The following is a 13,240-nucleotide window of genomic DNA, read 5'->3' as shown; positions in this document are numbered from 1 at the left end:
ACGGCGGCGGCCGCCCGCGAGCGGCCCGCGCTGCCACCGCCGTCTCTCCTGCTAAGGGCTGTCCAGCCAGGTATTACGGGACAGCCCTTAGATCCAGGTGTCGAACCACATCCGGTTGTTCCAGGCGGATTTGGGCAGCGGCAGGCCCGTGTAGAGGGGATAGAAGTAGATGAAGTTCCACACGATGAGCAGGACGAGGACGCCGGCGCCCACCGCGCCGACCGTGCGCCGCCGTTCCGTCGAGCCCGGCGGGCCGATGAGCGCGCCGATCAGCATGGCCACCGCCAGACACAGGAACGGGACGAACACCACCGCGTAGAAGAGGAAGATGGTGCGTTCCTGGTACAGGAACCACGGCAGATAGCCGGCCGCGACCCCGCAGGCGATGGCGCCGGCCCGCCAGTCCCGCTTGAAGAGCCAGCGGTAGAGGACGTACAGCAGCGCGAAGCAGGCCGCCCACCACAGCAGCGGTGTGCCCAGCGCCAGCACCTCGCGGGCACAGCCCTCCGCCGCCGTGCAGCCGTCCTGGCCGGCCTTGGGGGACTCGTAGAAGTACGAGACCGGGCGGCCCAGGACCAGCCAGCTCCACGGGTTGGACTGGTAGGTGTGCGGGGTGGTCAGTCCGGTGTGGAAGGCGTAGACCTCGGTCTGGTAGTGCCACAGGCTGCGCAGCCAGTCCGGCAGCCAGGTCCAGGCGCTGTCCCGGCCCTCCGGGGTGGTCGCCCAGTCGCGGTAGTAGCCGCCCTTGGTCGCGAGCCAGCCCGACCAGGAGGCGAGGTAGGCGGCGAGCGCGACGACGACGGTGGCACCGAAGGCGGGCAGCACATCGCGGCGCAGCACCGCGCGCAGCGGGCGCGGGGCACCGGCCGTACGGCGCGCCGCGATGTCCCACACCACGGCCATCAGGGCGAACGCGGCGAGGTAGTACAGACCGTTCCACTTGGTGGCGGCGGACAGGCCCAGGCAGAGCCCGGCCGCGATCCGCCACGGCCGCCGGCCCAGCCGCAGCCGGCCGCCGACGTCCGCGTCCGGCCGCGCGAGCCCGTCGGGGCCGACCGGCAGGGCCGCCGCCAGCCGGGCCCGGGTGCGGTCCCGGTCCACCAGCAGACAGCCGAACGCGGCCACCACCCAGAACATCACGATCAGGTCCAGCAGCGCGGTGCGGCTCATCACGAAGTGCAGCCCGTCGACGGCCAGCAGCGCGCCCGCCAGACAGCCCAGCGCCGTGGAGCGCAGCAGCCGGCGGCCGATCCGGCAGACCAGCAGCACCGACAGGGTGCCGAGCAGCGCGACCGTGAACCGCCAGCCGAAGGGGTTCATGCCGAACGCCCACTCACCGGCCGCGATCAGCCACTTGCCCAGCGGCGGATGGACGACATAGGAGTGCTCGGGCGACAGCAGGATCTGCGGCGGGTGCGCCAGCAGCGCGTCGTTGGCGTTCTTGGCCCAGGTGCCTTCGTAGCCGTACTGGAGGAGCGCCCAGGCGTCCTTGGGGTAGTACGTCTCGTCGAATATCACCTTCCGGGGGCTGCCGAGCTGCCAGAACCGCAGCACCCCGGCGAAGAGCGTCACCAGCAGCGGGCCGCCCCAGCCCGACCAGCGGGCGAGCCGGCCCGCGGCGGCCGGGCCCAGGCCGCACAGCGCCCACAGCCGGGTGTCCGGCTCCGGGAAGGCGGGCACCAGCCGGGCGCGGACATCGCCCCGCGGGCGGCCCACGTACCCGAAGCGGCGCAGCCGCCGCTGCCACACGGGGGGCTCGGTGGCCGGCTCGTGGGCGCGCGGGGCGGCTGCGTCGGTCGCGGTGTCACTCGTCACCCGGCCCATCGTAGGGAAGCCGCCGGCGGACCGGCGTGCCACGGCGCGGGGCGGTGGCCGGCGCCGCGGTGGCCGGCGGGGCGGGGCGCGGCGCCGGGCTGGGAGGATGGAGGGGTGACTGGAACGCTGGTACTTGCAGGAACGCCCATCGGCGAGGTGGCGGACGCCCCGCCGCGGCTCGCCACCGAGCTGGCCGCCGCCGATGTGATCGCCGCCGAGGACACCCGGCGGCTGCGCCGGCTGACCCAGGCGCTGGACGTGCACCCGGCCGGCCGGGTCGTGTCGTACTTCGAGGGCAACGAGGCGGCCAGAACGCCCGAGCTGGCCGACGCGCTGGCGGGCGGCGCGCGGGTGCTGCTGGTCACCGACGCCGGTATGCCGTCCGTCTCCGACCCCGGCTACCGCCTGGTCGCCGCCGCCGTCGAACGCGGTATCAAGGTCACCGCCGTCCCGGGGCCCAGTGCGGTGCTCACCGCGCTGGCCGTCTCCGGGCTGCCGGTGGACCGGTTCTGCTTCGAGGGCTTCCTGCCGCGCAAGGCGGGCGAGCGGCTCTCCCGGCTGCGCGAGGTCGCGGACGAGCGGCGCACGCTGGTCTACTTCGAGGCGCCGCACCGGCTGGACGACACCCTCGCCGCGATGGCCGAGGTCTTCGGCGCGGACCGGCGGGCCGCGGTCTGCCGCGAGCTGACCAAGACCTATGAAGAGGTCAAGCGCGGACCGCTCGGCGAGCTGGCCCCCTGGGCGGCCGAGGGCGTACGCGGCGAGATCACCGTCGTCGTCGAGGGCGCCCCGGACACCGGGCCGCAGGAGCTGGACGCCGCCGAGCTGGTGCGCCGGGTGCAGGTCCGCGAGGAGGCGGGGGAGCGGCGCAAGGAGGCCATCGCCGCCGTCGCCGCGGACGCCGGACTGCCCAAGCGCGAGGTCTTCGACGCCGTGGTCGCGGCGAAGAACGCGGCCCGTGCCGGAGCCGCACCGGGTAAATGACTTTCATTAGGTAAACGAATGGCCTGGAAAGGTAAAGCGCGGGGTCGGGTAGCGGGGCGCTTTTCCTACAACCTGCCAAATCTGGGCCAATAGGTAGAAGCTCAGCTGCGCCGCGGCCGGGAAAGGCGTCCACTGGGAGGCGGGACGCTCGTCCCCAAGACCTTGTCCAGCGGACAAGAGGAGCGGCAATGAGCGAGATCGCACAGACCCCTGCCACGGGTGCGGCCCGGCCCACCCCCCGGTCCGAGCCGGCCGCCCGCGAGGCGTACGCCTTCGCGTGCATGGGATGCGGCCACGGCTGGGAGCAGGCGTACGAGATACAGCACCAGGTGGACGCCGGCGGTCAGACGCACGTCGTCTACTACGCGGACGGCGAGCGCGTGCCGTCCCCGCTCACCCGGCCCACCTGCCTGAACTGCGGCGGCAACGTCGTACGCATCATGCGCGCCGGTCAGGTCTCGATGGTCTCGAACGCGATCGCCAGCATGCATCAGCGCCAGCACGGCACCAAGCACGGCAACCGGCGCGGCTCCGCCGCCGAGGGCGCCGCCGCAGGCAGCACCGCCGCGGAGGGCGAACGCCACCACTGGCACCTCTCCGACCTGCTGCACCCGTTCCACCACCACCGCGGATGAGGCGTCGGCCGCGGTCCTCGTAGGATCGCGGCCATGGCACAGCAAGCCCCCCAACCCGTAGCAGGCCCGGCGGCAAAGGCCGCCAAAGCGGCCAAGGACGTACCGCCACCGCTGCCCGAACCGCTTCGGGTCCCGGTCGCGGACTCGCACACCCACCTGGACATGCAGGACGGCACGGTCGCCGAAGCGCTCGCCAAGGCCGCCTCGGTCGGCGTCACCACGGTGGTGCAGGTCGGCTGTGACCTGGCCGGTTCGCAGTGGGCCGCGGACACCGCCGCCGCGCACGACGGGGTGCACGCCACGGTCGCGCTGCACCCCAACGAAGCGCCCCGGATCGTCCTCGGCGACCCCGACGGCTGGTCCCGGCAGGGCGCCCGCCGGCCCGGTGGCGACGCCGCCCTGGACGCCGCGCTGGACGGTATCGACGCGCTGGCCGCCCTGGCGCACGTCCGCGGCGTCGGCGAGACGGGCCTGGACCACTTCCGTACCGGCCCCGAGGGCATGGCCGCCCAGCAGCGGTCCTTCCGCGCCCATATCGAGATCGCCAAACGGCACGGCAAGACCCTGGTCATCCACGACCGGGAGGCACACGAGGATGTGCTGCGGATCCTGCGCGAGGAGGGGGCGCCCGAGCGGGTCGTCTTCCACTGCTTCTCGGGCGACGCCGAGATGGCGAAGACCTGCGCGGCCGCGGGCTACTTCCTGTCCTTCGCGGGCAACGTCACCTTCAAGAACGCCCAGCCGCTGCGCGATGCGCTCGCGGTTACCCCGTCCGAACTGGTGCTCGTCGAGACCGATGCCCCGTTCCTCACCCCCGCGCCGTACCGCGGACGGCCGAACGCGCCGTACCTCATCCCCGTCACCCTGCGGGCGATGGCCCAGGTCAAGGGGGAGACGGAGGACGCGCTGGCGACAGCCGTCGCGGCGAACACGGCGCGCGCCTTCGGCTACTGAGGCGGCCGCGGGCGCCGGCGTACTCCGGCGTGACGACGTTCCGTAGCGGGCCAACTTTGGAGAGTCACCTCCGCTCCGCTACATTCCGGCAGTCAACCGCATCTGTGGCATGTGGAGCGTCGTGAGTCATTCGCAGAGCAGCCACCGCGCCGCGCGTGGCCGTCACAGCCGGAGTCCGGGCGCCGCCGGCCCGCCCTACAGACCGCCGTACGACGCCCCGTACGGTCCGTATGCCCCGTACGATCCCCAGGCCGCCGGCCGGCGCGGTCTGCTGCCCCGCCAGCCGGCGGCCACGGAGACCCCGCCGGGTACGGCAGCCGCCCCGGGGGGACCGGGTACGGCAGCCGCCCCAGGGGCGCCGGGTACGGCAGCTGCTCCGGGTGCACCGGGTACGGCAGCCGCCCCGGCCCCTCCGTACACCCCGTACGCCCCCGCCGGTCCCTATGTCCCGCCCGGCCCGTACCCCCCGAGCATCCCGTACCCCCCGGCCAATCCCTACGCCCAGGCCGCGCCCCGGGCCCCGGCCCCTCCCTACCGCCCGTACCCCTCGGCCGCCCCGCGTCCCCCGGCCGCCCCGTACCACCCGGCCAACCCGTACGCCTCCGTCCGCCCCGAGGCCCCGAAGGCCCCGCCCGCTCCGAGCGCCGCGCCCGCTCCGGGCACTCCGGGCGCTCCGGGGGGCCGGGCCGCCGCCCGGCGCGCCGCGGGCCGCCGCCGGCGCCTGGTGCAGCGCCCCGAATCGCTGCGCCGGCTGCTGCCCCAGGCGCTGGTCGTCGCCTTCCTCGCCGGCGGCACCACCGCCTTCGTCGCCCACGACAAGGCGATCCGGCTCAGCGTCGACGGCACCCCCCGCACCCTGCACACCTTCGCCGACGACGTCGATGACCTGCTGGCCGACGAGCATCTCGACATCGGTCGGCACGATCTCGTCGCACCCGCCCCCGGCACCCCCCTGACCAGCGGTGACGAGGTGGCCGTCCGGCACGGCCGGCCGCTCGTCCTGACCCTCGACGGGCAGCGCCGCCAGGTGTGGACCACCGCCGACACCGTCGGCGGCGCGCTGCACCAGCTCGGCGTCCGCGCCGAGGGCGCCTACCTCTCCAGCTCCCGCTCCCAGCGCATCGGCCGGCACGGCCTGGAACTGGCCGTCCGCACCGAACGCACGGTGGTCTTCGTCGCCGACGGCCATGAGCACCGCGTCCGCACCAACGCCGCCACCGTCCGCGAGGCCCTGGCACAGGCCGGTCTCGCGCTGCGCGACGAGGACACCACCTCGGTGCCGGCGGACAGCTTCCCGCGCGAGGGCCAGACCGTCTCCGTGCTGCGGATCACCGGCATCAAGGAGGTCCGCGAGGAGCTCATCCCGTTCCGTACGGTCCGGCGCAACGACCCCGGGCTGGCCCGCGGCACCGAGGCGGTGGTCCAGCAGGGGCGGCCCGGCGTGCGGCGCGTCACCTTCCGGCTGCGCACCGTCAACGGCGTCCGGCAGAAGCCGCAGCCGCTCGGCGCCGAGACCGTCCGGGCGCCGCGCGAGCAGATCGTGCACGTCGGCACCAAGACGCTGCCGGTCTCCGTCCGGGGCACCGACGGCCTGGCCTGGGGCGCGCTCGCGCGGTGCGAGGCGGGCGGGCGGGTGGACGCCGTGGATGTGTCGGGCACCTTCGGCGGCCTCTACCAGTTCGACATCAGGACCTGGCACCGGCTCGGCGGCAGCGGGCGCCCGCAGGACGCCTCCGCCGCGGAGCAGACCTTCCGCGCCAAGAAGCTCTACATCATCCGGGGCGCGAGCCCGTGGCCGGTGTGCGGCCGTAAGCTTCACCGGTGAACGAGCGCAGCGAGCGAACAACGGAAAGGCGCGCACCGTGGGTGACCACGGCGGCGCGCGGCGAGGCTTCGGCATGAGTGACAGCAGCAGCACCACCGACGAGACCGGCCCTCTGCTGGGGCCCGCCGAGGTCCGCGAGCTGGCCGCCGCGCTGGGCGTGCGCCCCACCAAGCAGCGCGGCCAGAACTTCGTCATCGACGCCAACACCGTCCGCCGGATCGTGCGGACCGCGGGCGTGCGCCCCGATGACGTCGTGGTGGAGATCGGCCCCGGCCTCGGCTCGCTGACCCTGGGGCTGCTGGAGTGCGCCGACCGGGTCACCGCCGTCGAGATCGACGAGGTGCTGGCGGCCGCGCTGCCGGCCACCATCGCGGCCCGCATGCCCGACCGCGCCGACCGCTTCGCGCTGGTCCACCGCGACGCGATGCAGGTCACCGAGCTGCCCGGCGCCGCCCCGACCGCGCTGGTCGCCAACCTCCCGTACAACGTCGCGGTGCCGGTGCTGCTGCACATGCTCGCGACGTTCCCCACCATCGACCGCACCCTGGTCATGGTCCAGGCCGAGGTCGCCGACCGGCTGGCCGCCCGCCCCGGCAACAAGGTCTACGGCGTGCCGTCGGTCAAGGCGAACTGGTACGCCGAGGTCAAGCGGGCCGGCTCGATCGGCCGCAGTGTCTTCTGGCCCGCGCCGAACGTCGACTCCGGGCTGGTCTCGCTGGTCCGGCGGGCCGCGCCGCCGCAGACCACCGCGAGCCGCGCGGAGGTCTTCGCGGTGGTGGACGCCGCCTTCGCCCAGCGCCGCAAGACGCTGCGGGCCGCGCTGTCGGGGTGGGCCGGCAGCGCCGCCGCGGCGGAGGCCGCGCTGCGCGCGGCGGGGGTCTCGCCGCAGGCCCGCGGTGAGGCACTGACCGTCGAGGAGTTCGCGCGGATCGCCGAGCACAAGGGTCCCGGCGGGACCCCGGGCATCCGGCAGGCGGGGGAGGCGGCATGAGCGCCCCGGTCACCGTCCGCGTACCGGCCAAGGTCAATGTCCAGCTGGCCGTCGGCGCCGCCCGCCCGGACGGCTTCCACGACCTGGCGAACGTCTTCCTCGCCGTCGGCCTCTACGACGAGGTCACCGCCGCGCCGGCGGACACCCTGCGGATCACCGCCGAGGGCCACGACGTCGACCGGATCCCGCTGGACCGGACGAACCTGGCGGCCCGCGCCGCCGAACTGCTCGCGGCCCGCCACGGCATCGCGCCCCACGTCCATCTGCACATCGCCAAGGACATCCCCGTCGCGGGCGGGATGGCGGGCGGCAGCGCGGACGCCGCGGGCGCCCTGCTGGCCTGCGACGCACTGTGGTCCACCGGCGCGAGCCGCGACGAACTGCTGGACATCTGCGCCGAGTTGGGCAGCGATGTGCCGTTCAGTCTGGTCGGCGGGGCGGCGCTGGGGCGGGGCCGGGGCGAGCTGCTGACGCCGCTGACCGTCGGCGGCACCTTCCACTGGGTCTTCGCGGTGGCCGACGGCGGACTGTCCACACCGGCCGTCTACCGCGAGTTCGACCGGCTGACGCAGGGCCGGGAGGTGCCCGCCGCCGAGGCGGACCCCGCGCTGCTGGCCGCGCTGGCCGCCGGCGACGCCACCGGGCTCGCCGCGGCGCTCGGCAACGACCTCCAGGCGGCGGCGCTCTCGCTGCGGCCCGAGCTGGCCGCGACGCTCGACGCGGGCACCGCGGCCGGCGCCCTGGCCGCGCTGGTCTCCGGATCGGGGCCGACCACCGCGTTCCTGGTGCCGGACGCCGCGGTGGCGGAGCGGGTGGCGAAGGAGTTGCTGGCCTCCGGCACCTGCCGCCGGACGCGGGTCGCCGGCTCCCCGGCGCCGGGCGCGACGCTGCGGTAGGGCGGCGGCGGGGCCGGGACCCGTATGCCGGGCTCCGGGGCCCCGTACCCCGGTGGCGGCCGGGCTCCGGCGGCGTCATGGGATCCTGGAAAGGCCCAGGAGCGTGCGCCGACCGGAGCCGCGGGCAGCAGGCAGCAAGGAGCGCAATGGCCACCAACCTCGTGAATCTGGAAGCCGTCGGCAAGGTCTACGGGACCCGTGCCCTGCTCGACGGTGTCTCGCTCGGCGTCAACGAGGGGGACCGGATCGGCGTCGTCGGGCGCAACGGGGACGGCAAGACCACCCTGATCCGGATCCTCGCCAAGCTGGAGGCCGCGGACGACGGCCGCGTCACGCACTCCGGCGGCCTGCGGCTGGGCGTGCTCACCCAGCACGACTCCCTCGACTCGGCCGCCACCGTCCGGCACGAGGTCATCGGTGACCTCGCCGACCACGAGTGGGCGGGCAACGCCAAGATCAGGGATGTGCTGACCGGACTGTTCGGCGGACTGGACATGCCGGGCTTCGGACAGGGCCTGGACACCGTCATCGGCCCGCTGTCCGGCGGCGAGCGCCGACGGATCGCACTGGCCAAGCTGCTGATCGCCGAGCAGGACCTGATCGTGCTGGACGAGCCCACCAACCACCTCGACGTGGAAGGCATCTCGTGGCTGGCCGGGCATCTGCGGGCCCGCCGCTCCGCCCTGGTGGTCGTCACCCACGACCGGTGGTTCCTGGACCAGGTCTGCACCCGGATGTGGGACGTCCAGCGCGGCGATGTGCACGAGTACGAGGGCGGCTACAGCGACTACGTCTTCGCGCGGGCCGAACGGGAGCGGATCGCGGCCACCGAGGAGGCCAAGCGGCAGAACCTGATGCGCAAGGAGCTGGCGTGGCTGCGGCGCGGCGCCCCGGCCCGGACGAGCAAGCCGCGGTTCCGCATCGAGGCCGCCAACGAACTGATCGCGGACGTACCGCCGCCGCGGGACACCGCCGAGCTGATGAACTTCGCCAGCTCCCGGCTGGGCAAGACCGTCTTCGAGCTCACCGACGTCACCGTCCAGGCCGGGCCGAAGGTGCTGCTCAGGCATCTGACCTGGCAGCTCGGTCCGGGCGACCGGATCGGCCTGGTGGGCGTGAACGGCGCCGGCAAGACCTCGCTGCTGCGGGCGCTGGCCGAGGCGGCGCGTACCCAGGGCGAGGCGCAGCCGGCGGCCGGCCGGGTCGTCGTCGGCAAGACCGTCAAGCTGGCCCATCTCTCCCAGGAGGTCGCCGAACTCGACCCCGCGCTGCGGGTGCTGGAGGCCGTCCAGCAGATCCGTGAGCGGGTCGATCTCGGCAAGGGCCGGGAGATGACCGCCGGGCAGCTGTGCGAGCGGTTCGGATTCGGCAAGGAGAAGCAGTGGACGCCGGTCGGCGACCTGTCCGGCGGTGAGCGGCGCCGGCTCCAGATCCTGCGGCTGCTGATGGACGAGCCCAATGTGCTCTTCCTCGACGAGCCCACCAACGACCTCGACATCGAGACCCTCACCCAGCTGGAGGACCTGCTCGACGGCTGGCCCGGCTCGCTGATCGTCATCAGCCACGACCGGTACTTCGTCGAGCGCACCACGGACCGGGTCTTCGCGCTGCTGGGCGACGCCGCGCTGCGGATGCTGCCGCGCGGCCTGGACGAGTACCTGGAGCGCCGTCAGCAGGTGATCGACGCCGCGGCGCCGGTGCCCGCCCAGCAGACCGTGGCGCCCAAGAAGGCCGCCGCCGTCAACCGCGCGGCGCAGAAGGAACTCCAGCGGATCGAGCGGCAGCTGGACAAGGTCGGCGACAAGGAGAAGAAGCTGCACACGCAGATCGCCGAGCACGCCACCGACTTCGAGAAGGTCGCCGGACTCGACGCCCAGCTGCGCGAACTGGCGGGCGAGCGGGACGAGTTGGAGATGCGCTGGCTGGAGCTGGCCGACGACGCGTAGCCCCGCCGACGGCCGGGCGGTGGGGAGGCGCGTACCGCGCGCGGCACCTCCCGCACCTCCCGCACCGCCCGCGGGCGGCCCGGGAGGGCGGCAACCGGCCCCGAATGGCCGGGATTCCCGCGTTCCGGTGGTCTTCTCCCCGGTAGGGGGCGCGCTTCGCCGGGCGAGCGTGTAGCTTCCCGGGGACAACGGGCCCGGCGGGGGACCGGGGCGGCTCCGCCGGGGAGAAGGGGTTGGTCCATGGGCGTGCGGCTCATGGTGGTCGACGATCACCGTCTGCTCGCCGAGGCGCTCGCCTCGGCCCTGAAATTACGCGGCCACCGCGTACTGGCCGCCGCCGCGCCGAGCGCCGGGGCGGCGGACCTGGTGGTGAGCCGGGCGCCCGAGGTGTGCCTGCTGGGCACCGCCGCGCCCGCCGAGCCGGGCGCCTTCGACCCGGTCGTACGGATCAAGCGGGAACGGCCGCAGGTCGCGGTCGTCGTGCTGGGCCCGGTCCCCAGCCCGCGCGGGATCGCCGCCGCCTTCGCCGCCGGGGCCTCCGGATATGTCCGTAACGACGAGCGGATCGAGGGGGTGGAACGCGCCATGATGAAGGCGCGGGCGGGTGAGGCGGCCATCGCCCCGCAACTGCTGCGGCAGGCGTTCGAGGAGCTGCTGCACCCCGTGCCCCAGCCGGACGACGAGGGCGCGCGGCTGCTTCAGCTGCTCACCCCGCGCGAGGTCGAGGTGCTGATGCGGGTCGCGGACGGTGAGGACACCCGGCTCATCGCGGCCGGTATGGCCATCGCGCCGAGCACCGCGCGTACGCACGTCCAGCGGGTGCTGATGAAGCTGGAGGTGGGCTCCCGGCTGGAGGCCGCCGCGCTGGCCGCGCGCACCGGGCTGCTGGAGCGGGTGGCGCTCGGCGGGGCGGCGGAATCGGACACGGCGGGCCCGCCGGCGTAGCGTCCGCGCGGGACGGCGGGCCCGCCGCTCAGTGCGCGGAGCCGTCCGAAGTGCCCGCCGGGGCACCCTCGTCGAGCTCCGCCGCCGTCGGTGGGACCGCCGGGCGCAGCTTCAGCCAGACGAGGAAGAACAGCCCGAGCGCGAGCATGCCCAGGCCCGTCCAGAGGTTGATGTTGATGCCCTGGGCCTTCTTCAGGTCCGCGTCCGAGGCGGTGAGCCCGGCCAGGGTGACGATCACCCCGTAGACGACGAACAGGCCGCCGATGATGCGCCGGACGTCGAAGAGCCGGGCGGCGGTCGCGGATTCGGGTGCCGGTTCCCCGGCCTGGTGCCGGCGGTCGTGGTCGTGGTCGCTCATGGTGCGCTCCTGGCGGGCTCAGAAGGAGAAGGGGACGTAGCACAGGGCGGCGAGGGCGACGGCGCCCCAGCCGAGCACGGCCGGTTTGCGGTACCAGGCGTCGTCGCCGGCGGCCCGCAGCTCCGCGCTGCCGTCCGGCCCGCCGGGGGCGGCGGTGCCGTAGACCAGGCCCGCCAGGGACGCGGCCGGCCGGGGCTCGGTGACCAGGGTGACCGCCACCATCACCAGGGCGCCGACGACGAACGCGACGATCGAGGAGACGAAGTTGGCGCCCTGTTCGGAGGGGATGGCGATGATGCCCTGCTTGTAGAGCCAGAAGTAGTTGACCATCGCGGCGACCGTGCCGGACAGCAGCCCCCAGAATCCGGCCGCGGCGCTGGTCCGCTTCCAGAACATGCCGATGATGAACACCACGAACAGCGGGACGTTGAAGAAGGAGAACAGCGTCTGGAGGTAGTTCATGATGTTGCTGAAGGACGAGGCGATGAAGGCGGTGCCCATGCCTATCAGCACGCCGATCGCGGTGACCACGCGCCCGGTGGTGAGGTAATAGCCGTCCGGGCGGCCCTTCTTGAGGTACGCGCCCCAGATGTCGTTGGTGAAGACGGTGTTGAAGGACGACACGTTCGCCGCCATACCGGCCATGAACGCGGCGAGCAGACCGGTGACGGCGATGCCGAGCACGCCGTTGGGCAGCAGATCGCGCATCAGCACCGGGATCGCGTCGTTGTACTGGAGGCCGCCCTGCGCGGGGTCGCCCTTGCCGAGGGCCGGCTCCATGACCACCGCGATCAGGCCGGGGACGACCACCACCAGCGGGATGAAGATCTTGGGGAAGGCGGCGATCAGCGGGGTGCGCCGGGCGGCGGAGAGGTTCTTCGCGGACAGCGCGCGCTGCACCTCGGCGAAGTTCGTCGTCCAGTAGCCGAAGCTCATCACGAAGCCGAGGCCGAGGACGATGGTCAGCCAGTTCGCGCCGAGCGGATTGGCCTCGCCGATGCCGGTGCCCTGCCAGGCGCTCAGGAAGGCGTCACCGTGCGTGGCGGTGAGCGAGTCGGTCAGGCCGTGCCAGCCGCCGACGCGCTTGAGGCCGACGATGGTCAGCGGGATCAGCGCGGCCAGGATGACGAAGAACTGGAGCACCTCGTTGTAGATCGCCGAGGAGAGGCCGCCGATGGTGATGTACGCCAGGACGAAGAAGCCGGCGACCACGATCGCCACCCACTGGGGCCAGCCGAGCAGCGCCTGCAACACGATGGCCATCGCGTACAGGTTGACGCCCGCGATCAGCACCGAGGAGACCGCGAAGATGACCGAGGACAGCAGGTGCGAGGACGGCCCGAAGCGGTGCAGCAGGAACTCCGGTACGGAGCGGACCTTGGAGCCGTAGTAGAACGGCATCATCACCAGGCCGAGGAAGACCATCGCCGGGATCGCGCCGATCCAGTACCAGTGGACGGTGTACGCCCCGTACTGCGCGCCGTTGGCGGCCATGCCGAGGATCTCGGTGGCGCCGAGGTTGGCGGCGACGAAGGCCAGACCGGTGACCCAGGCGGGCAGCGACCGGCCGGAGAGGAAGAAGTCCAGGCTCGTACGGACGCTCCGCCTGGCCGCGAGGCCGATGCCGAGGACGACGGCGAAGTAGAGGGCCAGGATGGTGTAGTCGAGCCAGTTGGTGGGGAGCCGTAGCCCTTCGGCCAGGGTGATCATGGGGCACTCGTTTCGGGGGGACGCAGCGGGGCCGGTGGCCGCGGCGCCTTCCGGAGGACGCCGCATCGCGCAATCGGAACGAACAAAAAGCTACGCCTGAGGCACCCGGAATTGAACAGTTTTGTTGATTCTGTTTGCTGAATCGGCCGCCATGCGTCCGCTTCGTTCCGCAATGTCCGCT

At 73.4% G+C, this 13,240-nt stretch carries 11 protein-coding genes; 8 read left to right on the top strand and 3 right to left on the bottom strand.

Going from position 1 to position 13,240, the window contains the following annotated elements:
• Positions 1–87 precede the first annotated feature (87 nt).
• The gene (locus ACLJWH_RS03480) at positions 88–1,824 is read right to left on the bottom strand and encodes a dolichyl-phosphate-mannose--protein mannosyltransferase (RefSeq protein ID WP_411140044.1); all 1,737 of its coding nucleotides are present in this window, start codon (positions 1,822–1,824) and stop codon (positions 88–90) included.
• Positions 1,825–1,929: 105 nt separating this feature from the next.
• Between ACLJWH_RS03480 and rsmI the strand changes: the two genes are divergently transcribed.
• From rsmI to ACLJWH_RS03440, 8 genes are all read left to right on the top strand, one after another.
• Entirely contained in the window at positions 1,930–2,799 is an 870-nt protein-coding gene (gene rsmI, locus ACLJWH_RS03475; RefSeq protein ID WP_411140043.1) for a 16S rRNA (cytidine(1402)-2'-O)-methyltransferase, read from the top strand.
• A gap of 188 nt (positions 2,800–2,987) precedes the next feature.
• The gene (locus ACLJWH_RS03470) at positions 2,988–3,434 is read left to right on the top strand and encodes a hypothetical protein (protein ID WP_411140042.1); all 447 of its coding nucleotides are present in this window, start codon (positions 2,988–2,990) and stop codon (positions 3,432–3,434) included.
• 33 nt (positions 3,435–3,467) lie between these two features.
• Positions 3,468–4,388 (top strand): TatD family hydrolase, encoded by a 921-nt coding sequence (locus ACLJWH_RS03465; protein ID WP_411140041.1) that lies wholly within the window; start codon positions 3,468–3,470, stop codon positions 4,386–4,388.
• A gap of 721 nt (positions 4,389–5,109) precedes the next feature.
• The gene (locus ACLJWH_RS03460; RefSeq protein ID WP_411140416.1) at positions 5,110–6,213 is read left to right on the top strand and encodes a ubiquitin-like domain-containing protein; all 1,104 of its coding nucleotides are present in this window, start codon (positions 5,110–5,112) and stop codon (positions 6,211–6,213) included.
• 73 nt (positions 6,214–6,286) lie between these two features.
• Entirely contained in the window at positions 6,287–7,204 is a 918-nt protein-coding gene (rsmA, locus tag ACLJWH_RS03455; protein ID WP_411140040.1) for a 16S rRNA (adenine(1518)-N(6)/adenine(1519)-N(6))-dimethyltransferase RsmA, read from the top strand.
• Entirely contained in the window at positions 7,201–8,100 is a 900-nt protein-coding gene (locus ACLJWH_RS03450) for a 4-(cytidine 5'-diphospho)-2-C-methyl-D-erythritol kinase (protein WP_411140039.1), read from the top strand. Before rsmA ends, ACLJWH_RS03450 begins: the two co-directional genes overlap by 4 nt.
• A 146-nt stretch (positions 8,101–8,246) precedes the next feature.
• Positions 8,247–10,046, top strand: a complete 1,800-nt coding sequence (locus ACLJWH_RS03445; protein WP_411140038.1) for an ABC-F family ATP-binding cassette domain-containing protein — start codon at positions 8,247–8,249, stop codon at positions 10,044–10,046.
• Between the two features lie 240 nt (positions 10,047–10,286).
• The gene (locus tag ACLJWH_RS03440) at positions 10,287–10,991 is read left to right on the top strand and encodes a response regulator transcription factor (protein WP_411140037.1); all 705 of its coding nucleotides are present in this window, start codon (positions 10,287–10,289) and stop codon (positions 10,989–10,991) included.
• Between the two features lie 28 nt (positions 10,992–11,019).
• Here the strand turns inward: ACLJWH_RS03440 and ACLJWH_RS03435 are convergent, their stop codons facing one another.
• Positions 11,020–11,349 carry a hypothetical protein gene (locus tag ACLJWH_RS03435; RefSeq protein WP_411140036.1) on the bottom strand — a complete coding sequence of 110 codons (330 nt, stop codon included), beginning with the start codon at positions 11,347–11,349 and terminating at the stop codon, positions 11,020–11,022.
• A gap of 18 nt (positions 11,350–11,367) precedes the next feature.
• Entirely contained in the window at positions 11,368–13,059 is a 1,692-nt protein-coding gene (locus ACLJWH_RS03430; protein WP_411140035.1) for a sodium:solute symporter family protein, read from the bottom strand.
• Positions 13,060–13,240 lie beyond the last annotated feature (181 nt).

This window comes from Streptomyces sp. x-80 (assembly GCF_046549095.1).
GTDB classification, from domain to species: Bacteria; Actinomycetota; Actinomycetes; order Streptomycetales; family Streptomycetaceae; genus Streptomyces; species Streptomyces celluloflavus.
This window is presented reverse-complemented; position numbering and strand designations above follow the sequence as displayed.